At 43.3% G+C, this 24,246-nt stretch carries 19 protein-coding genes and 1 pseudogene; all 20 read left to right on the top strand.

Features of this window, described 5'->3' with window-relative positions:
* Positions 1–95 precede the first annotated feature (95 nt).
* A complete protein-coding gene (locus tag HMPREF0581_RS08380) occupies positions 96–3,359 on the top strand; it encodes an FtsK/SpoIIIE family DNA translocase (RefSeq protein WP_009644680.1) in 3,264 nt (1,087 codons plus the stop codon).
* A gap of 22 nt (positions 3,360–3,381) precedes the next feature.
* Positions 3,382–4,704 (top strand): 30S ribosomal protein S12 methylthiotransferase RimO, encoded by a 1,323-nt coding sequence (rimO, locus tag HMPREF0581_RS06680; RefSeq protein ID WP_009644741.1) that lies wholly within the window; start codon positions 3,382–3,384, stop codon positions 4,702–4,704.
* Positions 4,705–5,235, top strand: a complete 531-nt coding sequence (gene pgsA / locus HMPREF0581_RS06675) for a CDP-diacylglycerol--glycerol-3-phosphate 3-phosphatidyltransferase (protein ID WP_009644814.1) — start codon at positions 4,705–4,707, stop codon at positions 5,233–5,235.
* 99 nt (positions 5,236–5,334) lie between these two features.
* Positions 5,335–6,585, top strand: a complete 1,251-nt coding sequence (locus HMPREF0581_RS06670) for a competence/damage-inducible protein A (RefSeq protein WP_009644670.1) — start codon at positions 5,335–5,337, stop codon at positions 6,583–6,585.
* Positions 6,586–6,834: 249 nt separating this feature from the next.
* On the top strand, positions 6,835–7,911 hold the full coding sequence (gene recA, locus HMPREF0581_RS06665) for a recombinase RecA (RefSeq protein WP_009644645.1): 1,077 nt from the start codon (positions 6,835–6,837) through the stop codon (positions 7,909–7,911).
* 132 nt (positions 7,912–8,043) lie between these two features.
* A pseudogene (gene rplU, locus HMPREF0581_RS06660) lies at positions 8,044–8,349 on the top strand (50S ribosomal protein L21); the annotation flags it as partial.
* Positions 8,350–8,540: 191 nt separating this feature from the next.
* A complete protein-coding gene (rpmA, locus tag HMPREF0581_RS06655) occupies positions 8,541–8,801 on the top strand; it encodes a 50S ribosomal protein L27 (RefSeq protein ID WP_009644673.1) in 261 nt (86 codons plus the stop codon).
* Between the two features lie 50 nt (positions 8,802–8,851).
* Positions 8,852–10,135, top strand: a complete 1,284-nt coding sequence (obgE, locus tag HMPREF0581_RS06650) for a GTPase ObgE (RefSeq protein ID WP_009644854.1) — start codon at positions 8,852–8,854, stop codon at positions 10,133–10,135.
* Positions 10,136–10,505: 370 nt separating this feature from the next.
* On the top strand, positions 10,506–11,153 hold the full coding sequence (locus tag HMPREF0581_RS06645; RefSeq protein ID WP_050992655.1) for a helix-hairpin-helix domain-containing protein: 648 nt from the start codon (positions 10,506–10,508) through the stop codon (positions 11,151–11,153).
* A 48-nt stretch (positions 11,154–11,201) separates the two neighbouring features.
* Positions 11,202–11,795, top strand: coding sequence for a sporulation initiation factor Spo0A (locus HMPREF0581_RS06640; RefSeq protein WP_009644655.1), 594 nt, complete (start codon positions 11,202–11,204; stop codon positions 11,793–11,795).
* A 94-nt stretch (positions 11,796–11,889) separates the two neighbouring features.
* On the top strand, positions 11,890–15,426 hold the full coding sequence (gene nifJ / locus HMPREF0581_RS06635) for a pyruvate:ferredoxin (flavodoxin) oxidoreductase (RefSeq protein ID WP_036381543.1): 3,537 nt from the start codon (positions 11,890–11,892) through the stop codon (positions 15,424–15,426).
* 83 nt (positions 15,427–15,509) lie between these two features.
* Positions 15,510–15,677 carry a DUF896 domain-containing protein gene (locus tag HMPREF0581_RS08610; protein WP_009644681.1) on the top strand — a complete coding sequence of 56 codons (168 nt, stop codon included), beginning with the start codon at positions 15,510–15,512 and terminating at the stop codon, positions 15,675–15,677.
* A gap of 86 nt (positions 15,678–15,763) precedes the next feature.
* Positions 15,764–18,364: an alanine--tRNA ligase gene (gene alaS, locus HMPREF0581_RS06630; RefSeq protein WP_009644799.1), complete on the top strand. Its 2,601-nt coding sequence runs from the start codon at positions 15,764–15,766 to the stop codon at positions 18,362–18,364.
* Positions 18,365–18,456: 92 nt separating this feature from the next.
* A complete protein-coding gene (locus HMPREF0581_RS06625; protein ID WP_009644620.1) occupies positions 18,457–18,708 on the top strand; it encodes an IreB family regulatory phosphoprotein in 252 nt (83 codons plus the stop codon).
* Between the two features lie 8 nt (positions 18,709–18,716).
* Entirely contained in the window at positions 18,717–19,163 is a 447-nt protein-coding gene (gene ruvX, locus HMPREF0581_RS06620; protein ID WP_009644727.1) for a Holliday junction resolvase RuvX, read from the top strand.
* Positions 19,144–19,854 carry an IMP cyclohydrolase gene (locus HMPREF0581_RS06615; RefSeq protein WP_009644667.1) on the top strand — a complete coding sequence of 237 codons (711 nt, stop codon included), beginning with the start codon at positions 19,144–19,146 and terminating at the stop codon, positions 19,852–19,854. Before ruvX ends, HMPREF0581_RS06615 begins: the two co-directional genes overlap by 20 nt.
* Positions 19,854–21,290 carry an adenylosuccinate lyase gene (purB, locus tag HMPREF0581_RS06610; protein ID WP_009644702.1) on the top strand — a complete coding sequence of 479 codons (1,437 nt, stop codon included), beginning with the start codon at positions 19,854–19,856 and terminating at the stop codon, positions 21,288–21,290. The genes HMPREF0581_RS06615 and purB overlap by 1 nt, the downstream gene beginning before the upstream one ends.
* Before the next feature lie 33 nt (positions 21,291–21,323).
* Positions 21,324–22,511: a phosphoribosylaminoimidazolecarboxamide formyltransferase gene (locus HMPREF0581_RS06605; protein ID WP_009644629.1), complete on the top strand. Its 1,188-nt coding sequence runs from the start codon at positions 21,324–21,326 to the stop codon at positions 22,509–22,511.
* 105 nt (positions 22,512–22,616) lie between these two features.
* Positions 22,617–23,501 (top strand): LysR family transcriptional regulator, encoded by an 885-nt coding sequence (locus HMPREF0581_RS06600; RefSeq protein ID WP_169731150.1) that lies wholly within the window; start codon positions 22,617–22,619, stop codon positions 23,499–23,501.
* 181 nt (positions 23,502–23,682) lie between these two features.
* Positions 23,683–24,132, top strand: coding sequence for a hypothetical protein (locus HMPREF0581_RS06595; protein ID WP_009644724.1), 450 nt, complete (start codon positions 23,683–23,685; stop codon positions 24,130–24,132).
* Positions 24,133–24,246 lie beyond the last annotated feature (114 nt).

Here is a 24,246-nt window from a genome sequence, read left to right as displayed (position 1 = left end):
TCCTCGGGTCTTTTTTCTTTTTTGCAAAAAAACGGCGTAAATAGTATAATTAATCAGTATATCGGTTGATTGAATTATAATATATATGGGGAATTATGGCTGAGGAAAAGAAAAAGCGCGGTCCGGGAAGGCCTCCCGGCAGCAAGAATAAATCCAAGAAGAATAGCACTTCTTCGTCTGATAAGAGGAACAGCAGCAAGGCGGAGACTGCCGAACAGAAGCAGATTCGCGAGATGCAGGAGAAGCGCAACTCAAATAGAAAGCTTATTGACGAGATATGGGGAATTGCCATATTTGCAATAGGTATTTTTTTAGTATTCACTATGAAGAACAACAGCACAGGAAGCTTCGGACATGGGATTCACAATGTCCTTCGAGGTTTATTTGGGGGAATGTCATATGTCTTGCCTTATTTTTTGATTGTTGTTGCTGTATGCTTGTTTTTTCAGAAGCTGCAACATCTCAACGCGAGGACCGCTTCACTTACAGCTCTCGTGTACTTGATGATGTGCGCTCTAAATGGATACAGATTTGTCAATTCAGGTAAGCCTAAGTTCGGTTTTGGAGATATACTGCTGTATTACAGAGGCGGTGTCAGAGGAAACAATGCAGGTGCGGTTGGAATGGAGCTTGCCAACATTCTGGTCAAGTTTATCGGACGTCCGGGGCTGATTATCTTTGCTTTGGCAGCGATAATAATTTCAATTCTGTTAGTTGCGAATACTCCTATTTCCAAGCAGATCAAGGCGTTTAAGGAGGCTCGTGAAGAAAAGAGGCTCATAAAGGAATTTGAGCGTTCAGGAGGAACAGTGAGCCCTGTCGCTTCTAAATACGAAAATATATCTACGGATACAGCCGTTTCATCTGCTCGTCCAAGTGTAAATGAGCAGATGGAATTTGGTTTGCATGATCACAGAATGGGTACGAAAGCTACTTCACCGAATCCTGCTTCCGGGACAAGCTTTACTTCTAATGCGCACATAGCTTCGGTGGATGACAGCTATGTGGGATATTCCCCAAATGTGCAGGACGAAGAACCAACCTCAGGATTGTTTGGAAGAATGCTGGCAAAGCATCTTAATTCCAAGAAACAGAAGTCTGTAACAGATGCGGGAATTGGTACGGTTACTGCAAATCCTGTTAACGCCGCTGCTGGTAATCGTACAACCGATGTAGGGGGTTCGGCATATTCATCTGTGGATGCAGCTTATAAAGAGAAAAAAACGGCAACGGGTTTCCCTGATGAGAGCACGAGACGTGAAATTGCAAGTATGCTGGATAGCAATGCTCCTTTTGAAGAAGATGAGTCAGGAATATATGATGGGTATAGAGGTAGAGCGGCCAGACAAATTGGTACTGGATTAGGAAGCTCTGATGATGGTATTGTTACAGGCACCGGCTATGGATTGGATGGCAAATCAGGAGAAGCCGGTACAGAGAAAACAACAGGTCTCGGTGGATATGACGGTGCTCCTGAAGATGGAGCTGCACCAAAGGGAAGGGGATTTGGCTTGGACGGCGGAAAGCCTTCCGGGAAATCAAAGGTCGCGGAGTACCGCGGACGCGCTTCAGGTGGCGGTGATTCAGCATTTATTTCGTCCCCCGGTTCAAATAATTTATATGGCGCAGGTGCTTCTCGAGACTTTGGAGCCGGTGTTGGAGTCACTGCAGCAGGAGCAATTGCTGCTGCCAATAAACGTAGTGCGGACGCAATTGGCAGCTCCGACAATATGACATATTCCACATCTTCTAATGAAGCTCTGCACGAGCAGAAAGAGGATAACAGACCGACCAAGGCGGATCACGATGAAATCGCTAAACAGGCTCTGGCAGGGCAGTCAAGGAGGGATGATGATTACGTATTCCCATCGGTAGATTTGCTCAATCGACCTAAACCCGGCAATAATCTAATGAGCGGGCAACAGCTTGAGGAGAAAGCACATCTTCTGGAGCGGACTTTAAATGATTTCAATGTAGAGGCGACAGTTCTCAATGTTACACAGGGGGCGTCGGTTACAAGATATGAGGTTCAGCCGGCTACAGGCGTAAAGGTCAGCAAGATTACCGGGCTTGCCGATGATATAGCACTCAACATGCGTGCTAAAAGCATCCGTATTGAAGCGCCTATACCGGGCAAGGCTGCTGTCGGAATCGAGGTAGAGAATGAAAAGGCGGCGCCGGTTCTGATTCGCGAGCTCATTGAGTCTAACGATTTCAGACGCGCTAAATCCAAGATCAGCTTTGTTGTCGGCAAAGATGTATCAGGACGAAATATTGTCGCAGATCTACACAGTATGCCTCATATGCTTATTGCCGGAGCGACCGGTTCAGGTAAGAGTGTGTGCATTAACACGATAATAACAAGTATTCTTTACAAAGCATCTCCCGATGAAGTTAAACTTGTTCTTATCGACCCTAAGGTAGTCGAGCTTGGAAGCTACAACGGCATCCCTCACATGCTCATACCTGTTGTTACAGATCCTAAGAAAGCAGCAGCGGCGCTTAACTGGGCAGTCAACGAGATGCAGCAACGATACAATAAATTCGCTGAGCTTGGGGCAAAGGATCTTGCGTCGTACAATCACACTGTGTCGACGAACGGAGAGGACGATAATGTATTACCGCAGATTGTTATTGTAATAGACGAGCTTGCAGACCTCATGATGGCAGCCTCTTCGCAGGTTGAAGAGGCAATCTGCCGTCTGGCTCAGAAGGCTAGAGCTGCAGGGATGCATCTAATCGTCGCTACGCAGAGACCTTCGGTTGACGTAGTTACGGGACTTATCAAGGCAAATATACCATCACGAATTGCATTTAGTGTATCATCGCAATTTGACTCTCGTACAATCCTCGATACTGCCGGTGCAGAAAAACTGCTAGGCAAGGGAGATATGCTGTTCTCGCCTGTAGATGCCAATAAGCCGATTAGAATACAGGGACCGTTTATCTCTGAAGCTGAGAGTGCTGCAGTAATTGAATTCGTTAAGTCGCAGAGTGAAACCGAGTACAGGGATGATGTAATCCGAACGATTGAGGTCTCTGACAAGCCTGCCGCTCAAGGTGACAGCCTTTCTGATGAACTGACAGAGGACGCGATCGAGTTTATTCTCAAGCAGAAGCAAGCATCTGTATCGATGCTGCAAAGAAGATTCAGAATAGGATATAATCGGGCTGCACGTATCATCGATGAAATCGAGGAGATGGGAATTATCGGACCATCTGACGGGTCAAGACCAAGACAGGTACTAACAACAGAAGAGGAGTACTATGGTCAGCCGGATCAGACTGTTTTTGTAGATGAATCAATTGATGCAGAAGCAGTAAATTTAGATGGTGATGAGCCTATAGAAAACGATTAGATAATGATGGAGACAATGTTTGATGAATAAGACGAACAAGACGTTCTATATAGATACTCTTGGGTGTGCCAAGAATGACTATGACTCTCAGGTGCTCGCCGCTCTGCTGATGCAGCGCGGCTGCACTTTGACCGAAGCACCGGAGGCTGCGGACATCTTGATAGTGAATACCTGTGGCTTTATCGAATCAGCTAAGATTGAGTCGATAGAGCATATATTCAGCATGGCATCGCTCAAGGGTAAGACCAAGAAGCTGGTAGTTACAGGTTGTCTTTCTGAGAGATATCACGAGGATTTGGTGAATGAAATTCCGGAAGTTGATATTTTTACAGGTGTAAATGACTACGATGAGCTTCCGGATTTGCTGTTGTCCGACAATAAGGTCATGGCTGATAGCGTAAAGGGTAGAGTCGGTAAAGTGTTACCATATAAGGAGAGGGTGCTACCTGGTAAATCATATTCCGGAGTGCTCAAAATTGCGGAGGGATGTAACAACACCTGCGCCTTTTGTGCGATACCTAAGATTCGCGGTCCATTCCGCAGCAAGAAAATCGAGGACGCAGTCAAGGAAGCTGAGGTCATGGCTGAGCAGGGAATCAAGGAGCTGACAATTATCGCTCAGGATACCTCGTATTACGGCAAGGATCTGTACGGTGAGGCTATGCTTCCGGAACTGCTCAGACGGCTATGTAGAATTCATGAGATTAAATGGATTAGACTACTCTATGTGTACGACGATGGTATTACAGATGAACTGATAGAGACTATAGCTGCTAACGACAAGATTTGCAACTACCTCGATATCCCGATTCAGCACATCGCTGATAACGTCCTATCCCGGATGAAGCGCAAGTCGACAGGAGCATCAATCAGGGAGACCTTTAGGAAGCTCCGCGCAAATATTCCTGATGTACATATCAGAACTACGATGCTTGTCGGGTTTCCGGGAGAGAGCGAAGATGATTTTAAAGAGCTGATGGAATTCGTAAAGGAAGCAAGGATAGATAGATTAGGGGTATTTGCATTTTCCGATGAAGAGGGAACTCTGTCGTATACAATGGATGATAAGCTCCCTGAGGACGTCAAGGAGACGCGTAGAGACAGCATCATGGAGCTTCAGCTGTCGATCAGTGAGGAACTCAATCAAGCCAAGCTGGGCAAGACCTATGAGGTTATGATTGATGAAATTCATGATGGCAGCTACATTGGTAGGACTAAATACGATGCGCAGGAGATCGACAACGAGGTCAGCTTCGTCAGCGAGAGATTGCATGAGCTGGGAGATATAGTTAACGTCAAGATTACAGAGGCCTATGAGTATGACCTCGTGGGCGAGGAGGTTTAAATGAATTTACCTAATAAATTGACAGTTGGTCGTATGATAGCTGTTCCGTTTTTTGTCGGTGCATTTATGATGCATTATTATTTTGTGGCATTCGTCATTTTTATATTGGCATCATTTACAGATATGCTTGATGGGAAAATTGCAAGAGCGAGGGGACTTGTTACTAACTTTGGAAAAATTATGGATCCGCTTGCTGATAAGATCCTGGTGTATTCTGCTTTGTGCCTGCTGATTGGGGAGGGAACTATCCCTGCATGGGCGCTGATAATTATTCTGGCAAGGGAGTTTGCAGTGAGCGGGATGAGAACCGTTGCAGCTTCGGAGGGCAGGGTAATTGCGGCCGGTATGAGCGGGAAATTCAAAACTGTTCTTCAGATGATTGCGGTTCCGTTGCTTATCCTCGCTTTGAGATTTGATTCGGTATATCTATTAATGAGCGCGGGCATGTGGGTATTCTGGGCATCGCTTATCGCGACTGTTTATTCAGGGTGCGAATACATCATCAAGAACAAGGATGTGTTTTCGATGTAGCTATTTGTTACATGCAAGCTGATGCATATATAAATTATATAAAACATTATCGGTGTACTTGAAGGTACGCCGATAATTGCGTAAAGGGGTAATATTTCGATGGATGTTTCAATAATTGCAGTTGGTACCGAGCTTCTCTTTGGTCAGACTGTTAATACTAACGCTACCTATATCTCGAATCAGCTCAACCACATGGGATTTAATGTTATGTATCACCATGTTGTTGGTGATAACCCGGTGAGGCTTAAGGAGCTTGTAAAGGCATCACTTAATGAAATGGACATGGTTATCTGTACCGGTGGTCTAGGACCTACGCAGGATGACCTGACTAAGGAAATCGTTGCGGAGGCCATGGGGGTCGATCTGTACTTTGACGAGAAATGCTATGCGGAAATTAAGTCGTATTTTGACGAGAGGCATCGCAGTATGGCAGAAAATAATCGCAAACAGGCGTACATGCCGGTTGGTGCAGAAATTTTTCATAACGAGGCAGGTACGGCGCCGGCGTTTGGACTGGAGAAGGATGGAAAATGTGCAATCTGCCTGCCCGGTCCGCCAAGGGAAATGAAGTGGCTGTTTAAGCACTGCGTTGTGGATTACCTGAAGAGATTTTCTAGCAAGGAAATGTATTACAAGGTCATCAGAACAATAGGAATAGGAGAATCTGACCTCGAGACCAAACTGATGCCTGTGATTAATAACCAGAGTGATCCGACTATTGCAACTTACGCAAAGGAGGGAGAATGCGCGCTTAGAGTTGCATCGCAACGAGATACTGCCGAAATGGCTAAGTATGCAGTTGATGAGATGATTGAGATGATAGATGGATTGATTGGCGAATACATCTATAGCTATGATGACGATGAGCTTAATCAGGTTGTAGTTCATCAGCTTCAGAGACGAAGACTGTGGCTGTCATCTGCAGAATCGTGTACCGGCGGAATGTTTGCTTCGTGTATCACAGATGTTGCCGGAGCTTCGTCGGTGTTTGCAGAGGGATTTGTAACATATAGTGTAGAGGCAAAATCCGAGATTTTGGGTATAGATACGGCTGTGATTGATAAATTTTCTGTTGTAAGCGGTGAAGTTGCAGTCCTGATGGCAGATGGTGCCAGGAGAAAATCAAAAAGCGACATATCAGTTTCTATAACCGGATATGCTGGCCCTGAAGCGGACGAAGGCAGAGAGAACGGTAATGCATTTATCGGGTATTCTTGCGGAGGTAAGCTCGGCAATAAGCGTGGATTTATAGAATTAAATACCAAGAGAAATGATAGAAAGTGGAATCGGAATTACTTCAAGCTGCGGATGCTGCTGACAGTATATAATATTTTGAATGAAAAGCTTTAAGTTTGAAGGTGGAATAGTTTAATCCGTGATATTTTTAGGATTCGATTTTAGTTCTGCAATGCAGCTCCGGTTGCTCTGATATCGTTTTCTGACGGGAAAATTATAATTATATTAGATAAAAGTGCAGATATTGCAGGATTAGGGGCATTTTTAATTTGACCGTAATCGAGATGAGATTATATAATCTTGACAAATGAAAAGTTTGCATATAGAATACGAACGAATGTTCGATGTGATACAGGAGGAACTATGGCAGGTAAATCAAGCAAATCAGACAAGGGCATTAGCAATATAAATGACAAGGAGAAGGCATTAGAGCATGCTCTTGATGAGATACAGAAGGTGTTTGGCAAGGGCGCCGTCATGAAGCTCGGAGACAATGGGCTTAACAACAGTATAGAAGCGATCTCTACAGGATCTATTTCCTTGGATGTTGCTACCGGTATCGGCGGTGTACCGCGTGGACGTATTGTTGAGATATACGGACCGGAATCTTCTGGTAAGACAACACTCACGCTGCACTGTATTGCAGAGGCTCAGAAAGCGGGAGGAAAGGCTGCATTTATCGATGCTGAGCATGCCCTTGATCCGGTTTATGCCAAGAATCTTGGCGTAGATGTTGATGATTTACTTGTATCACAGCCTGATACCGGAGAGCAGGCGCTTGAGATTTGTGATATGCTCGCGCGCAGTGGAGCTATTGATTTGATTGTAATCGACTCCGTTGCAGCTCTTGTACCTAAGGCAGAGATTCAGGGTGATATGGGAGATTCACACGTAGGGCTACAGGCAAGACTTATGTCACAGGCGCTTAGAAAGATTGCGGGAACAGTTAACAAGACAAATACCTGCGTTATATTTATCAACCAGCTTCGAGAGAAGATTGGAGTTATGTTTGGTAACCCTGAGACAACTACAGGCGGTCGGGCACTTAAATTCTATGCCAGCATGCGCCTTGATGTTAGACGCGCTGATTCGATCAAACGAGGGGATGAGACCATCGGTAATAGAACCAAGGTTAAAATTGTCAAGAATAAGGTTGCGCCTCCATTCAAGCTTGCTGAGTTCGATATCATGTATGGAGAAGGTATTTCCATCGCCGGAGATGTTCTTGACACAGCAACAGATATGAAGTTTATCGATAAAGCTGGTTCGTGGTACAGTTACGAAGGTGAGCGAATTGGTCAGGGGCGTGAGAATGTCAAGGAATTCCTTATCTCTCATCCAGATATCCTTGAGACTCTCAAGATCAAGATTATGGATGAAATTCACGGCAGGGATGAAGATGATCTCAAAGTTGATGAAGATGGTGTAGTTATTGAGTAATTATGCATAACATGTTCTAGGGTTTGACATAAATACTAGAACATGTTATACTTGGTTGGTTAGCCGCTCAGAATGGGTTATAAAGCATAGCACCCGTGATTCTGGCGAGTCTGGTTTGAGGAGGATTTTAATATGTACGCAGTAATTAAGACAGGCGGAAAGCAGTACAGAGTACAGGAGAATGATGTACTTAAGATAGAAAAGCTCGACGCTGCAGTAGGAGAGACAGTTACCTTTGACGAGGTTGTAGCTGTTGGAGGAGATAAGCTTCAGGTAGGTGCACCTTTTGTTGAAGGATGTACAGTTCAAGCCGAGGTACTGGAGCAGGGTAAGAACGAAAAGGTTATTATCTTTAAGTACAAAGCTAAGAAGGACTACAGAAGAAAGAATGGGCACAGACAGCCATACACGCTAGTTAAGGTTACAGGCATCGGCGCAGTAGCTAAGAAGACAGCGCCGGCTAAGGCCAAAGCGGAGATTAAGGCTTCCCTTTCAATGAAGAAGGATGAGCTTCTTGCAATCGCTAATGAGCTTGGAGTTGAGGTTCCGGCTAAGGCTACTAAGGCTGATATTCTTTCGGCAATTGAATCCAAGTAATATAATCAGTTCAATATAGGAGGTGACTAGTCATGTCAAGTAAAAAAGGAGTAGGTAGTTCCAAGAACGGTCGCGATTCCGAGTCGAAACGTTTGGGGCTAAAGATAGGTGCAGGACAGTATGTAAGTGCCGGAAGCATTCTTGTTAGACAGAGAGGAACAAAGTTCCACCCTGGTAACAACGTTGGTATTGGCGGAGATGATACTCTGTTTGCAAAGATCAATGGAAACGTTAAGTTTGAGAGATTTGACAAGAAGAGAAAACAGATCAGCGTATACGGCGAAGAAGCGTAAACTTATTGACCCTTTGTTATGAGGGGTCAATTTTAGTATTGGAGATTGATATGTTCGTAGATAGAGCAGAAATTATAATCACATCCGGAAAGGGCGGAGATGGAGCAGTAACCTTCAGAAGAGAGCCATATGTTCCTGAGGGTGGTCCGGACGGAGGAGACGGCGGAGATGGCGGCAATATAATTTTCGTTGCTGACAGCAACCTGCGCACGCTGATGGATTTCAAATACAAACGCAAATATGAAGCTGAAAATGGTCAAAACGGAATGCGGCGTAAGAAGTACGGAAAGCGCGGCCGGGATTTGGAGATTAAGGTTCCCATAGGAACAATGATTATCGATAAGGAATCCGGACTTCTTATGAAAGATATGGCGGATAAGGGTGACCGACTTGTTGCCGCAAAAGGTGGAAAAGGCGGAAAAGGAAACGTTCATTTCAAGAATTCTATCAGACAGGCACCTAATTTTGCTGAGGCTGGAGAACTGCCCAAGGAAAGGACTGTGATTCTTGAGCTTAAGCTTATAGCGGATGTCGGTTTAGTAGGTTTTCCTAATGTTGGTAAGTCTACACTGCTTTCTGTATCGACAAGCGCCAGACCAAAGGTTGCTAATTATCATTTCACTACTATAGATCCTAATCTTGGGGTCGTTGATATGTATGATAAGAGTTTTGTAATGGCTGATATTGCCGGTATCATTGAGGGTGCTCATGAAGGTATGGGGCTTGGTCTAAAGTTTCTAAAGCACATAGAGCGCACAAAGGTTCTTATTCATGTCGTTGATATCTCCGGAAGTGAAGGCCGTGATCCAATTGATGATTATAAGAAGATAATTGAAGAACTCGGGCAGTACGACGAAAAACTTTTGTCAAAACCGATGCTCGTTGCTGCAAATAAAATCGATGCTGCTTGCGACGAAGAAAGGCTTGAAAATTTTGTAAAGTTTGTTGAAGCGGATGGTAAGCGTGTCTTTAAGATTTCGGCCGTAGCTAGACAAGGGGTGCAGGAACTGCTCAATGCCGCACTTAATGAGCTGGAGAATTACATTGAACCTGAAAGTGATGAGATTGAGTATTTTGATTTTGTGCGGGATGAAATAGATGAGGATTTCAAGAAGCTAAAAGCTTATCGAGATTTGGACGGAGTGTATGTACTGGAAGGCAAGCAGTTGTCCAAGATATTTAGATCTACTAATTTCAACGATATTGGTTCGATGAGATATCTATATAAGTTTATAGTTGATAGAGGCGGGATTAAGATGCTTGAGAAGCTTGGACTCAAGGAAGGCGATACTGTCAGGATCGAGGACTATGAATTCGAATACTATGAAGATTAGTGCCCGTGCGGATAAACATAAGAAAATACGATATATGAGCCTAATTGAATAATTATACAAAATATATGGAGGCGTGTGCTGTCATCCACTAGATGCTGTGCAGTTAGATATGTTTACGATAATTGGTGAATACGAGATTGCATTATTTGTAATCTGTATTCACCTTTTTTATGAGATCTTTTTATAATTTCTACGGCATGCATGGTATATACATATGATCAATCCCTTTAAATCACACTATTATAATGTCTAATTAACAAATAATTTATGGTTAAATTTTATGACAAACCAATATTCAAATATATTGAAAAATAATTGTCTAAATTGTATTATATTTATAGTTGAATCTTGCCCCAAGAAAGGGCAAAATATGAAAATCTTTGATAGTGACCAAGTGAGTCGAGCAGTTCAGTGCATAAAATTTCAATTTTCTAAGGATAGGAAGCTCAAGTATAAGATAGGCATATTGATAGTAATCTTGGTGGGTGCCGCTGTGCTGCATATTAAGTCGAGTAACGCTAATACGATAAAGCTTGACAAAGCTGATAAAGTCAAAACTAAGGAGGTAGCAGAGCACAAGGAAGAGTTCTACATTGATATAAGCGGGGCAGTGAATTCACCAGGGGTATATAAGGTGGAGAAGAAGACCAGAGTTTTTGAGTTGATCGAAAAAGCCGGCGGTCTTAAAGAAGGTGCTAATCTTGATGCGATTAATCAGGCTGAGTTTGTTCAGGACGGACAAAAGCTTGTGATACCGAGCAAAATCGACAGCGGTGATGCCTCTGAATGTGATTCCGGCAGAAGCACCGCGGGAAAATCCGAAAAGGGAGGTCTGATCAACATTAATTTGGCGGATAAGCCGAAACTTACTGAGCTTCCTGGTGTAGGAGACGCGATTGCTCAGAGGATTATAGATTATCGCAAGGGACACAGATTTACTAAAATTGAAGATCTTAAACAGGTAAAAGGGATTGGAGAAGCGACATTTGAAAAGCTAAAAGGTATGATTACAGTCTAATGTCAGAGTGTGGACATTAGCAGGTATGTTGAGAAGGACAGGTTGACTATGAATACCAAACTAAATCTAAATGAAGTTTCTAATTCTTCTAAAAAAATTCCAGATCCGTTATGCGGCATAGACTTTTTAAAAAATGAGCCCATAAGTTCAGCATTAAATTTCATAAATCCGGAGAGGCATCTTGGAGATTTTAAACTCAAGATTATCTTTGCGGAAATTCAAAAATTAATATTTTACAGAATGGAAGGTGTTTATGATTTAGATTATCTTGTCGATGAGCATTTGCTGAGAAAAGTTTTGTTGGGATTAATTCTGATGCCAGATAGAATAGGTACATATTACTTGGTTGAAGCCGTGATTGTCTGTAAGTATTTACTCATTGATAACAGTGTTGTTGTCGTTGGCGAAGTATACAAGTGTGTTGCTGAGAAGTTCAATGTATCACCGGAAGCCGTAGAGAAATCTATTCGTAAGACTATGAAGGTCTTATGGGAAACTTATCGATGTGGATCGAAGGATACCGTTGTTTATGACTACATATTTCCTAGCATATATTCGTCACCGACTAACAAAGAAATTATAACATTTATGGCTATGAATGTTTTGGGAATTCAGAATTTCTTAGAGGCTGTAACTGCATAAAATACAAGTGTTTGCAGTATCCATTTTCATTGAATGGATATATGAATCATGTTAAACTATAGCCATTGAAATAAAGAAAGTTGGGGCATCTAGGATGAATAAAGTAAAAAGGATAAAGAAGACTATGGATGGCAACACGGCTGCGGCTCATGTTGCATATGCTTTTTCGGAAGTTTCCGCGATTTACCCGATCACGCCATCTTCAGTCATGGCCGAAAATATTGATAAATGGGCTTCAGAAGGACGGAAGAATCTGTTTGGGGAAAAGGTTTGCATAGTGGAGATGCAGTCAGAGGGCGGCGCAGCCGGAGCTGTACACGGAGCTCTCAACACAGGCGCTTTAACAAGCACATATACGTCATCTCAGGGATTATTGCTAATGATTCCCAATATGTATAAAATCGCCGGTGAACAGTTACCTGGCGTATTTCACGTAGCAGCAAGGGCTGTATCTACGCATGCACTATCCATATTTGGAGATCACTCCGACGTCATGGCTGCTAGAGCAACTGGCGTTGGAATGATTGCTGCGAATAGTCCTCAAGAGGTTATGGATCTCGCTGCAGTATCTCATCTTGCTGCGATTAAGTCGAGCATGCCAATACTTCATTTTTTTGACGGATTCAGGACGAGCCATGAGCAGCAGAAGATTGAGGTATGGGATTATGATACGCTGGGATCTCTGCTGGATTATGATGCAGTGGACAAATTTAGGAATCGCGCCAACAATCCATGTCATCCTCATCTAATGGGATCTGCTGAACAGCCAGAGACATTTTTTCAACATAATGAAGCTAGAAATAAATCCTACGATGAATCAATTGATATAATTAAAGGCGTTATGGATCAGGTTAATAAATGTATCGGCACTGATTATAAGCCATTTAACTATTATGGAGCACCTGATGCCACAGATGTAATCGTCGCGATGGGATCCGTATGCGAAACTGCAGCGGAAGTTGTTGATTACCTTAATAAAAACGACGGTAGAAAGGTTGGATTGATAAAGGTTAGGCTGTTTAGACCGTTCTCTAGCAAATGTTTTGTAGAAGAACTCCCTAATACAGTTAAGAATATCTCTGTTTTAGACAGAACAAAGGAGCCGGGTTCAAATGGTGAGCCCCTCTATCTGGATGTTGTCTCTGCGCTTGCAGATGCTGAGGATATTCGCGTTAAATTGACAAGAGGTCGTTATGGACTCGGATCAAAGGACACACAGCCTGGCGATATCATTGCTGTGTATGACAACATGGCTTCTGACATACCTAAGAAAGAATTTACCATCTCCATCACAGACGATGTGACAAATCTATCGTTGGAGAGAAAATCAAACCCAATAGTTTCGGCTGAGGGAACAGTTGCATGTAAGTTCTGGGGACTTGGTGCTGATGGAACTGTTGGAGCTAATAAAAATAGTGTCAAGATTATAGGAAATCATACAGACAGGTATGTTCAGGCTTACTTCCAGTATGATTCCAAAAAGTCTGGCGGAGTTACTATTTCTCATTTGAGATTTGGAGACAATCCAATAAGATCAACCTATTATGTTAACTCTGCTGATTTCATCGCATGTCATAGTGCGTCGTACATGCATAAGTATGACATTGTACAGGATGTAAATCCCGGCGGCATATTCCTTCTAAACTGTAGCTGGTCTGATGAGGAGCTAGATAAGAATCTGCCTGCTGCTGCTAAAAGATACATCGCTGAAAACAACATTCAGTTTTATACGTGTGACGCTGTCAAGCTTGCCAATGAAGTCGGTCTCGGATCTAGAAGAACTAATACTGTACTTCAGGCAGCGTTCTTTAAGCTTGTTAATATAATGCCTATCGAAGAGGCGGTAGATTACATGAAGGCCGCAATCAAGAAGAGCTATATTAGCAAGGGTGATGATATCGTGTCTATGAACTGCAAAGCTGTAGATGCCGGTGTTTCGCATGTTCACAAGGTTGCAGTGCCTGACCTCTGGAGGTCGATAACCGTTAGTGACGACAAGGTAGAGCTTCAATCAGACAGACCGGAGATGGTTAAGTATCTCAATGATATATTGATTACAGACGCTGCTATGAAGGGCGATGAGATTCCTACCTCTAAGTTCCTTGATTTTGCAGACGGACTTATTCCGGCAGGAACCGCAGCATTTGAAAAGCGAGGGATCGCAATAGATGTTCCACTATGGATAGCTGATAACTGCATACAGTGCAATCTCTGTGCATATTCGTGTCCGCATGGTGTAATCAGACCTTTTGCTCTCAGCGATGCGGATGCGAAGGCAGCAGGTGGAATCACCTTACAATCAAAGGCTAATGGCGACTTCCGGTTCATGATCTCCGTATCTACTGTCAACTGCACCGGCTGTGGTTCTTGTGTCGATGTGTGTCCTGCAAAGGAAAAGGCGCTAAAGATGATTCCTTATGAAGACGAGCGTTCCGCTGCTCAGCAGAAGGTGTTTGAATATGCAAATGACCATACTGACGAGCGGATACTTGATGGCAATAGGGAAAATCCAAGGAATATCGGATTTATCAAGCCTCTACTCGAGTTTTCGGGAGCTTGCCCGGGATGTGGTGAGACCCCGTATGCTAAACTTGTTACACAGCTATTTGGTGATAGAATGTTTATCGCTAACGCTACTGGTTGTTCCTCAATCTGGGGCGGAAGCGCTCCAAGTACGCCTTATACCATCAATCGTGAGGGTAGAGGTCCGGCGTGGTCCAACTCTCTGTTTGAAGACAATGCGGAGTTTGGTTTAGGTATGGCTATTTCAATGAAAACCCGCAGAAATGAAATGAGATCAGCGGTTAAGAGATTGGCTGACAAAAAGGCGTTCCACAAGGAGGCAACAGAGTGGATCGAAGCCATGGATGATGACCGTGTAGCTGAGTTGGCGGCAGCCAAGCTGATAAGTGTATGCTCTGGCAGCGACAACGATGATGCTAAATTTGTGATGAACAATCGGGATTTACTGCCAAAACCATCAATGTGGATTTTTGGTGGCGATGGCTGGGCTTACGATATCGGATACGGCGGTCTTGACCACGTAATCGCATCCGGCGAAAATGTCAATATATTGGTATTTGATACTGAAGTTTATTCCAATACCGGAGGGCAGGCTTCAAAGGCGACACCTGCCGGTGCTATCGCACAGTTTGCTGCATCTGGTAAGACTGTAGGCAAGAAGAATCTCGCTGAGATTGCGATGTCGTACGGATACGTATATGTTGCACAAGTTGCGATGGGTGCAAATCCAAGTCAGACGCTTGCTGCTCTTAGAGAAGCCGAGTCATATAATGGACCATCGATTGTAATCGCGTACTCACCATGTATTAATCATGGCATTAGAGCCGGTATGAATTGCTCGATGAACGAGATGAAGAAGGCTGTACAGTCAGGATATTGGAATCTATTTAGATTCGATCCTCGAAGGACGGCAAATGGCCAAAATCCCTTGATGCTGGACAGCAAGAAGCCGACTCTTGAATACAATGATTTTTTGAAGGGTGAGGTCAGATATAGGGCTCTAGAGCAGACTAATCCTAAGAGAGCTAAGCAGCTTTTCGCTGAAGCTGCAAAGCAGGCGAACGATAGATACGAGACTCTTGTTAAGAGAAGCAAGATGGATAAATAGTACGTATACGTCGCGTGCATGTCATACTCACAAAAGTGAGTATGACATGCTTACATAATAGGATATTTTATGATGGAGGATCAATGAAAAAGGAAAAAATCGATAGAATCAATGAGCTTGCTCACAAGAAAAAATCTGAGGGCCTTACTCCTGATGAAGTGCTTGAGCAAGCTGAACTCAGAAGAGAATTTTTAGCTGAAATAAGGGCTGATGTGAAAAGTCAACTTGAAAGCATAGAAATAGTAGATTAATTGAGATACCGGAGTGCTAATTGCTTGAGAATATTGGAGTTTCAGTATACAATATAGGCATTGTATATAAGGGAGAGTGTTGTTGAATGGAAAAACTGGGTCTTAACGAAATAAGAGATATGTTCCGTGATTTCTTCGTTAGTAAGGGTCACTATGCGGCAGGTAGTGCATCGCTTATTCCTAAGAATGATAAGAGCTTGCTCATCATCAACTCGGGAATGGCACCACTTAAACCATATTTTGCAGGTGTTGAAACTCCACCCTCAAAGAGGATGACTACATGCCAGAAGTGTATTAGGACCGGAGACATAGAAAACGTCGGTAAGACATCTCGCCATGGGACTTTCTTTGAAATGCTCGGAAACTTCAGCTTTGGAGACTATTTCAAGGAAGAGTCGCTGACTTGGGGATGGGAATTTATAACACAGTATCTCAAGATGCCAACTGACAAGCTATGGGCTACTATCTACACTGATGACGATGAGGCGCACGATATTTGGGTTAAGCTGGGAATGCCTGAAGAGAGAATCGTTAGACTTGGTAAGGAAGACAATTTCTGGGAGATTGGACTTGGTCCATGCGGACCATGTTCAGAGATTTACTATGATAGAGGAGAGGAATACGGCTGTGGCGATCCTGACTGCAAGCCTGGATGCGAATGTGATAGATATATCGAGTTTTGGAATCATGTGTTCTCACAGTTCTCTAAGGAAGAGGATGGATCATATTCAAACCTCGCGCATCCTAATATCGATACCGGAATGGGCCTTGAGAGACTTGCATGCATCATGCAGGATGTTGATTCTATCTTTGATATAGATACTATCAGAAGAATTCTGGATGCTGTTGCGAAGATGGCGGATGTGAAGTATCAAGCCGGTGATGACACAGCTGATGTCAGTCTTAGAATTATTACCGACCACCTGCGTTCTATGGTCTTTATGATTGCTGATGGTATTATGCCCAGCAACGAGGGCAGAGGATACGTGCTTAGACGTCTTATCAGGAGAGCTGCCAGGCAAGGGAGGCTTCTTGGAATCAAAGAGAAAAATTTCTTGGCAGAGCTGATGGATTCTGTAGTTGAAGTTTCCGGGAGTGCTTACCCCGAACTCGTTGACAAGTATGACTATATAAAGAAAATAATTACTATCGAGGAAGAACAGTTTGCAAAGACGATGGATAAGGGCCTGGGGATTCTCGAAGAGTACGCCGCTGCACTGGAAAGGTCCGGAAGGACAGTGCTAGATGGTGCAGATGCGTTTAAGCTATATGATACATATGGCTTCCCTGTTGAGATGACTGAAGAAATTCTTGCCGATAGAAGCATCACTGTGGATATGGATGGTTTCAAGGATAACATGAATCGGCAGAAGGAACTGGCTCGTCAGGGTCAGAAGTCTACAGCTGAGGTAGCATGGAAGGATGCTGCAGAGTACGACAAGCTGCCTAAGACTGAATTCCTCGGATACACTGAAACTGAAGCCGAAGCTGAGGTGCTGTATTCCAGCAGTAACGATGGCAAGGATATACTGATTTTTGACAGAACTCCATTTTACGCTACGGGTGGCGGACAGCTACACGATGCCGGAGTAATTACTGTCGCAGGAAATGACTACCATGTAGTGGATGTAACAAAAGAGAATGACATTTATCTGCACTTTGTCGATGAATCGGCTGATGCTGTAAGTGCCGGAGATAAGGCGATGCTTAAGATAGATGCTGTTTGCAGAAACAGAACCGCTAGAGGGCACAGCGCTACTCATATCTTGCAGCAGGCTCTTAAGGATGTACTGGGCGATCACGTAGCCCAGGCCGGATCATACGTGGACGAAGCGTATTTGAGATTTGATTTCAATCACTTTGAGGCGATGAGTTTTGCACAGATCAAGCAGGTTGAGGATATTGTAAATGCCAAGATTGATGCATTTCTCCCTATCCGCATGCAGGAGATGAAAATTGAAGAAGCTCAGAAGCTGGGGGCTACGGCAATTTTCGGTGAAAAGTACGGTGAGATTGTCAGAGTTGTAAGCATGGGCGACTACAGCGTCGAGTTCTGTGGTGGTACTCATATCGATAATACCGGCAAAATCGGAGCCTTCAGGATTACAGCTGAAGTTGGTATTGCATCCGGAATTAGAAGAATTGAGGCGATTACCGGAACTCAGGTTATCGATTATCTTGAGAGTAAGGAAAGCCTGATTTCAAACGTATGTACAGCTATTAAATCTAATCCAAATGATCTGGAAAAGAGGGCTGCACAGCTAGTTGCCGATAATAAGGAGCTGGAGAAGACAGTTAAATCATTAAAAGCAGATGAGCTTGCGGGGGCTCTTGACGACGTTATCTTGGCTGGCGTTGATATCAATGGCATCAAGCTAATTACGAGAAGATTTGACAATACGGACGTAGAACAGCTCAGAGAGATGGCTGATGCTATCAAATCCAGGGAGAGCAAATCTATATTTGTGGCAGCTGCAGTTAATGATGGCAAGATTGCTATCATAGTTTCGGTAAGTGACGAGCTTGTAAGTGATGGCTTCCATGCAGGGAAGCTTGTTAAGGAAATAGCTCAGGTGGCTGGTGGAAATGGCGGTGGCAAGGCCGGTATGGCTCAGGCTGGGGCTAAGGATGTGAGCAAGCTGGATGAGGCATTTGCGCTGGCAGAGAAGCTGGTAGTAAGTAAATAAAGTTAGCAAGTCGATGGGCAGATGTGTAACAGACTTATTTGCCTATCAACTAAAATATATTTTTATATGATTTTATAAAATAGGAGGCAGATATGAGCAAGGACACTATTTTGTTTGAAAGCGCAAAGATGAAACAGCTTTCCAATAAAGAAGCGCTTCATCAGATTTATGATTCCCTACAGGAGAGAGGCTATAATGCTATCGATCAGATGGTAGGCTACTTGACATCCGGTGATCCATCTTATATTACAAGCCACAATGATGCCAGAAATTTGATTCTCAAGATTGATAGAGACGAGCTCCTTGAGGAGATCCTCAAGTCTTATCTTGAACTGGATAAATAGAATTATTTATGAGAAAAATAGGACTTGATGTCGGTGATAAGACGATAGGAATTGCAGTAAGTGATCTGCTGGATATCACTGCGCAGGGAGTCACTACGATAGAGCGTGTTGGTATTCGAAAGGACACTACCAAGGTGCTTGGTTTAGTGCGCGAATACGAGTGTGATACTATTGTGGTAGGGCTTCCTCTTGGCCTTGACGGAACCGACAGTATACAGACTGAAAAAGTACGTGAATTCCGTACTATGCTTGAAAATAAGCTTAGAAGTTCAGGTCTTGCACATGTAAAGCTTGTGTGGCAAGATGAAAGATTTACAACCAAACTTGCGGAAAATATCCTCATAGCCGGCGATGTTAAAAGGGGCGACCGCAAAAAGGTAATAGATAAGCAGGCAGCTATAATAATATTGCAGAGTTATTTAGATAGGGTGAGCAATGAACAAGATACAAATTAACGAACTTAGTTTTCTCGCTTCTAATGACTATTGGGGCAGGGGCATCCTGATTGGAAAAACATCAAGGAGGATTGCCGTTGCCTATTTTATAATGGGAAGAAGTGAAAATAGCCGTAACAGAGTGTTTTACCAAGATGCCGATATGATTGCTATCGCACCGTTTGATAAGAATGCCGAAATAGATCCAACACTCATCATATATTATCCCGTTAAGACTAACGGTAGAAATCTTATTGTCACTAATGGCGATCAAACCGATACAGTCGAGGAATTCCTCAACGAGGGAAAAACTTTTGAAGAAGCTCTCAGAACTAGATGCTTTGAGCCGGACGCTCCGCACTTCACTCCTAGAATCAGCAGCATTCTGAATATGGTAGATGGTTCCTACAAGCTCAGCATTCTCAAGGATTCAGATGGTCATGGAACTGATTGCAGCAGATATTTCTATGAGTATGCATCTCGAGATAACACAGGACATTTCATACATACCTATGAGGGCAATGATTCGCCATTACCTACATTTGAAGGGGAACCAAAGTTGTTCAGAATTCCCGATTCCTTTGAAGAATTTAGCGAGACAATCTGGAACAGCCTGGATGCAGACAATAAGATTGCTCTGTGCACTATGATGATTGATTTTGATACGCTCGAGAGGGAAGTTAAAATTTACAATAAGAGGATGGGGGACTAATGGAAACTACAAGATTGCAATATATGTCGCCGCTGTCGACCAGATATGCGAGCAAGGAGATGAAGTATATCTTCTCCGAAAAGAAGAAATTCACTACCTGGCATGAGCTGTGGATTGCTCTAGCTAAAGCAGAGCGCGAGCTGGGGCTTGATATCACTGAAGAACAGATTCAGGAGATGGAAGCCAATAAGGATATTGTGGATTTTGAGGTTGCCGAAGCTCGTGAGAAGGATGTTCGCCATGACGTAATGAGTCACGTATATGCATTCGGCAAGCGTTGCCCCAAGGCAGAGGCTATAATTCATCTCGGTGCTACATCGTGTTACGTTGGTGATAATACCGACGTTCTGTTGATGAAGAAGGCTCTTGAGCTGATTCTTGAGAAGTCTGTACAGGTGCTTATCAATCTCAAGAAATTTGCGAGAGAATACAAAGATATGCCTTGTCTGGCGTATACACATCTTCAGCCGGCTCAGCTCACAACGGTTGGCAAGAGAGCTTCGCTGTGGATGTATGAACTGTCCCTTGATGTGGTTGAGCTTGAGCGAAGACTCACGGATCTTCGCATGCTTGGCTCAAAGGGTACAACCGGTACTCAGGCCAGCTTCATGGAGCTCTTTAACAACGATGAATCCAAAGTCAAGAAGCTTGACGAGATTATAGCAAATACCTTTGGCGTGTCCGGATGTGTCCCGGTTTCAGGACAGACGTACACTCGTAAAGTAGACGCTAACATATTATCGTCGCTTTCAGGGCTTGCACAGAGCGCATCAAAGTTTTCTAATGATCTTAGAATTCTGCAGTCATTCGGCGAGATGGAGGAGCCTTTTGAGAGGCATCAGATTGGATCATCTGCGATGCCTTACAAACGCAATCCAATGAGATCCGAAAGAATCACATCGCTTGCCAGATATGTCATTATTGATTCGCTAAATCCGGCTATTACAGCTGCTACGCAGTGGTTTGAGAGAACCCTGGATGACTCGGCTAACAAGAGAATTTCGGTCCCTGAAGCTTTTTTAGCTTTGGACGGGATTCTTAATCTGTATATCAATATCACAAGTGATATGGTAGTGTACCCTAAAGTAATAAATGCTCGTACAATGGAAAAGCTTCCGTTCATTGCAACTGAGAACATAATGATGGAGGCCGTTAAGAAGGGCGGCAACAGACAGGCGCTGCACGAGCAGATTAGGATCCATTCACATGCTGCAACACTAAGAGTCAAGAGAGATGGTCTCAACAACGACCTTGTAGATAGGATTGCCAATGATTCATCTTTTGGATTATCAAGGGATGAAATTATGGCGGCTATGGATCCGAAGTTGTATGTGGGTAGAAGTCATTCACAGGTCGAGGAATTAATCAGCGATGTGATAGATCCTATCATCGGGCGTCATCCACAAAAGGCAATCGAGACAGAGATTAACTTATGATTTCGCTTTATTAGTGTTAGGGTGGTGGAATTAATGAAAAATATCGAACTAAAATATGGATGTAATCCTAATCAGAAACCGGCTTCTGTATATATGGAAGATGGTTCTGAGCTGCCTTTCGAGGTTCTGAATGGCAGACCCGGGTATATCAACCTGCTGGATGCACTTAACGGATGGCAGCTGGTGAGTGAAATCAAAGCAGCAACAGGAAAGGCTGCTGCTGCGTCCTTTAAGCATGTTAGCCCGTCCGCTGCAGCTGTTGGCAGAGTTATGAGCGATAGGCTTAAGAAGGCTTGCTTTGTTGATGATGTTCCCGGGCTCGATGAATCTCCAATTGCAACTGCCTACGCCAGAGCTAGAGGTACAGATAGAATGTCATCTTTTGGAGATTTTATCGCACTAAGCGATGTGTGCGATGAGACCTGCGCAAGACTCGTCAAGCGCGAGGTTTCTGATGGCATCATTGCACCCGGATTTACAGATGAAGCTCTTGAGCTTCTCAAGCAGAAGAAAAAGGGCAATTATCTTATTCTCAAGGTTAAATCGGATTTCAAGGCTCCGGATGTGGAGACAAAACAGGTATTTGGGATAACCTTTGAACAGAAGCATAACGACATCAAGATTGACAGGTCGTGCCTAGAGCAGGTTGTAACGGAAAATAAGAATATTACGGAGGAGGCAAAGGAGGATCTCGTAATTGCCCTTATTGCGCTTAAATACACGCAGTCCAATTCAGTTGCATATGCTGTTGATGGACAGACTATTGGTGTAGGAGCAGGACAGCAGTCGAGGGTACATTGTACCAGACTTGCCGGAGCAAAGGCAGATAACTGGCATCTGCGACAGACAGATATGGTTCTGAATCTGCCATTCAAAAGGGGGGTCAAGAGACCTGATAAGGATAATTTTATCGACAGATATATTGCTATGGAGGATACGCCAGAGTCACGTGGAGATATCGAGTGGGAGACACTCTTCTGCGAAAAGCCACAGCCATTTACAATTGAGGAGAAGAAAAAAATCCTCTCTGCGATAAGCGGCGTTTCTGTTGCGTCGGATGCGTTTTTTCCATTTAGCGACAATATTGACAGAGCTCATGAGAGCGGTGCAACATATATTGCTCAGCCTGGCGGATCAACTCGTGACGACCTGGTAATTGAGTCGTGCAACAAGTACGGAATCGCAATGGCATTTACAGGATTTAGATTATTCCATCACTAGGAACACCAGGAAGAAAAGCCTAGCTGCTGCTTGACGAACGTAGCGGCTAGGCGTACATTGTATGAATTGAAGTTATCACTTGTGTGTAAAAGGGCGATGAATGACATGAATGACCTTCAAATCGATTATTTTATGGCCGTAGCTACTAACTCAAGTTTTACCAAGACTTCGGAAGAGCTATTTGTCTCTCAACCCGCTATTTCTAAACAGATTGCGCTTATGGAGAAGGAATTAGGGGTTAAACTCTTTATTAGAAATAACAAGCGCACTGAGCTTACAGAGGCCGGTAGGCGGTATTATGATTTTTTTAGCAGATACAAGGCAGAGATGGGAAACATCAAGCACGAGGTCTCAGAGCTCGAGGGAGTTACGAGTCAGACTATAACTGTCGGTATACTTGAGGGCTGGGATTTTTCACCCTGGCTCACCAGAGTGATTAAGGAATTCAGAGATTCTCATGGATATGTCGATATCATCATTAATTACTATGGAGCTAAGGAACTGTCGACAATGCTCCTTACTGATGAAGTGAATCTTGCGATTTCTCTCAAGAGTACATTTGATTCATTTGCTGAGATAGAGAGCAGCAATATCTTGACTGCGAGGAAAAAACTCATTTATTGTAAATATAATCCTATTGCTTCCAAGGCTGAGCTGTCTCCTGAAGATTTCGTAAATGAGAAATTCTTTGCACCGTGGAGTATAATGGACGATTCAATTGTAAAGAGTATCAACACATCTATGCAACCGTACGGGATTCGGCCTAATATTCAGTTCGTAAACAATTTTGAATCTATGGTAAATTGCGTCAGGTATAACCTTGGTGTTGCGATTTGTGACGAATATACGGGATATCTAAAGGATGCGGATATAGGAGCTTTAGATCTTATTGAAGCTGAATATGTAAGTGTAGCGATTATTAATAGCAGCACTAATGACGAGGTGAGAGAGCTCTATCAGATAATAAAGGATGCGGTGCAGGGCCTATAATAAACTGCAAGTCTTTCCTTTGATATGCCTATGTAATATAACAGCGCGGTTATGTAATGCATACCCGATATTCAATTATACAAAACGACCATGTTTGTTTAGAATATAAACGAACATGGTCGTTTTGATTTTAACGATTTTGGACTATTGATTAGTTTCTTTGATGGATGGAGGGGTGATTATGCCTAAGAGTAAAAAACTAACAGCAGTATATGCACTAATTATGGATTTGCCATTGAGCATTGTTGTAACAATCGTTGCACTTGCACTCGGTGGAAACCTAAGTATGGAAAGATTTATTCCAAGCTTTTGCCTAGCTTATGTGCTGACATTCTTTATTAACTTCTTACCAGTTGGAATGATTGGGTTTAAGTTTGCAAGTAAGCACGCAGAGGACAATACCTTCAAGTTCGGCCTACTTGCAAATATGATTATTGCTCTATTCTTTGTAGTTATTCTTGATCTTGTGATGACTGCATTTGGAGTATTTGTTGCCGGTCACGGAACAATGAGCGAGTATTTGTTTGCTGTTGTAGCTGGATTCATTCCATGTTACATCCCTACGCTAATTATCGCTATGGTTTGGTACCCGGTTGCTGACAAAGCATCAAGAGCGATTTGCCACGAGTAATGCAGGAACCGGGATATAATTTCCAATAGCAGTTTGCGTTTAAATGATTAACGGCTTAGAAGATAATTGGAAAAGATATTATTATAATTATAATAATGATATCAATTAATTGAT

The organism is Mogibacterium timidum ATCC 33093, assembly GCF_000525775.1.
Lineage (GTDB): Bacteria > Bacillota > Clostridia > Peptostreptococcales > Anaerovoracaceae > Mogibacterium > Mogibacterium timidum.
Note: the sequence above shows the minus strand (reverse complement) of the source record. Positions and strands in the feature narration are given on the sequence as shown.

Coding starts and splice junctions, on each gene's coding strand:
- ruvX (WP_009644727.1), top strand. CDS start 18,717: ATGAGAAAAATAGGACTTGATGTCGGTGATAAGACGATAGGAATTGCA.
- rimO (WP_009644741.1), top strand. CDS start 3,382: ATGAATAAGACGAACAAGACGTTCTATATAGATACTCTTGGGTGTGCC.
- HMPREF0581_RS08610 (WP_009644681.1), top strand. CDS start 15,510: ATGAAAAAGGAAAAAATCGATAGAATCAATGAGCTTGCTCACAAGAAA.
- rpmA (WP_009644673.1), top strand. CDS start 8,541: ATGTCAAGTAAAAAAGGAGTAGGTAGTTCCAAGAACGGTCGCGATTCC.
- HMPREF0581_RS06625 (WP_009644620.1), top strand. CDS start 18,457: ATGAGCAAGGACACTATTTTGTTTGAAAGCGCAAAGATGAAACAGCTT.
- alaS (WP_009644799.1), top strand. CDS start 15,764: ATGGAAAAACTGGGTCTTAACGAAATAAGAGATATGTTCCGTGATTTC.
- pgsA (WP_009644814.1), top strand. CDS start 4,705: ATGAATTTACCTAATAAATTGACAGTTGGTCGTATGATAGCTGTTCCG.
- HMPREF0581_RS06595 (WP_009644724.1), top strand. CDS start 23,683: ATGCCTAAGAGTAAAAAACTAACAGCAGTATATGCACTAATTATGGAT.
- HMPREF0581_RS06600 (WP_169731150.1), top strand. CDS start 22,617: ATGAATGACCTTCAAATCGATTATTTTATGGCCGTAGCTACTAACTCA.
- recA (WP_009644645.1), top strand. CDS start 6,835: ATGGCAGGTAAATCAAGCAAATCAGACAAGGGCATTAGCAATATAAAT.
- nifJ (WP_036381543.1), top strand. CDS start 11,890: ATGAATAAAGTAAAAAGGATAAAGAAGACTATGGATGGCAACACGGCT.
- HMPREF0581_RS06605 (WP_009644629.1), top strand. CDS start 21,324: ATGAAAAATATCGAACTAAAATATGGATGTAATCCTAATCAGAAACCG.
- purB (WP_009644702.1), top strand. CDS start 19,854: ATGGAAACTACAAGATTGCAATATATGTCGCCGCTGTCGACCAGATAT.
- HMPREF0581_RS08380 (WP_009644680.1), top strand. CDS start 96: ATGGCTGAGGAAAAGAAAAAGCGCGGTCCGGGAAGGCCTCCCGGCAGC.
- HMPREF0581_RS06615 (WP_009644667.1), top strand. CDS start 19,144: ATGAACAAGATACAAATTAACGAACTTAGTTTTCTCGCTTCTAATGAC.
- HMPREF0581_RS06645 (WP_050992655.1), top strand. CDS start 10,506: ATGAAAATCTTTGATAGTGACCAAGTGAGTCGAGCAGTTCAGTGCATA.
- HMPREF0581_RS06640 (WP_009644655.1), top strand. CDS start 11,202: ATGAATACCAAACTAAATCTAAATGAAGTTTCTAATTCTTCTAAAAAA.
- obgE (WP_009644854.1), top strand. CDS start 8,852: ATGTTCGTAGATAGAGCAGAAATTATAATCACATCCGGAAAGGGCGGA.
- HMPREF0581_RS06670 (WP_009644670.1), top strand. CDS start 5,335: ATGGATGTTTCAATAATTGCAGTTGGTACCGAGCTTCTCTTTGGTCAG.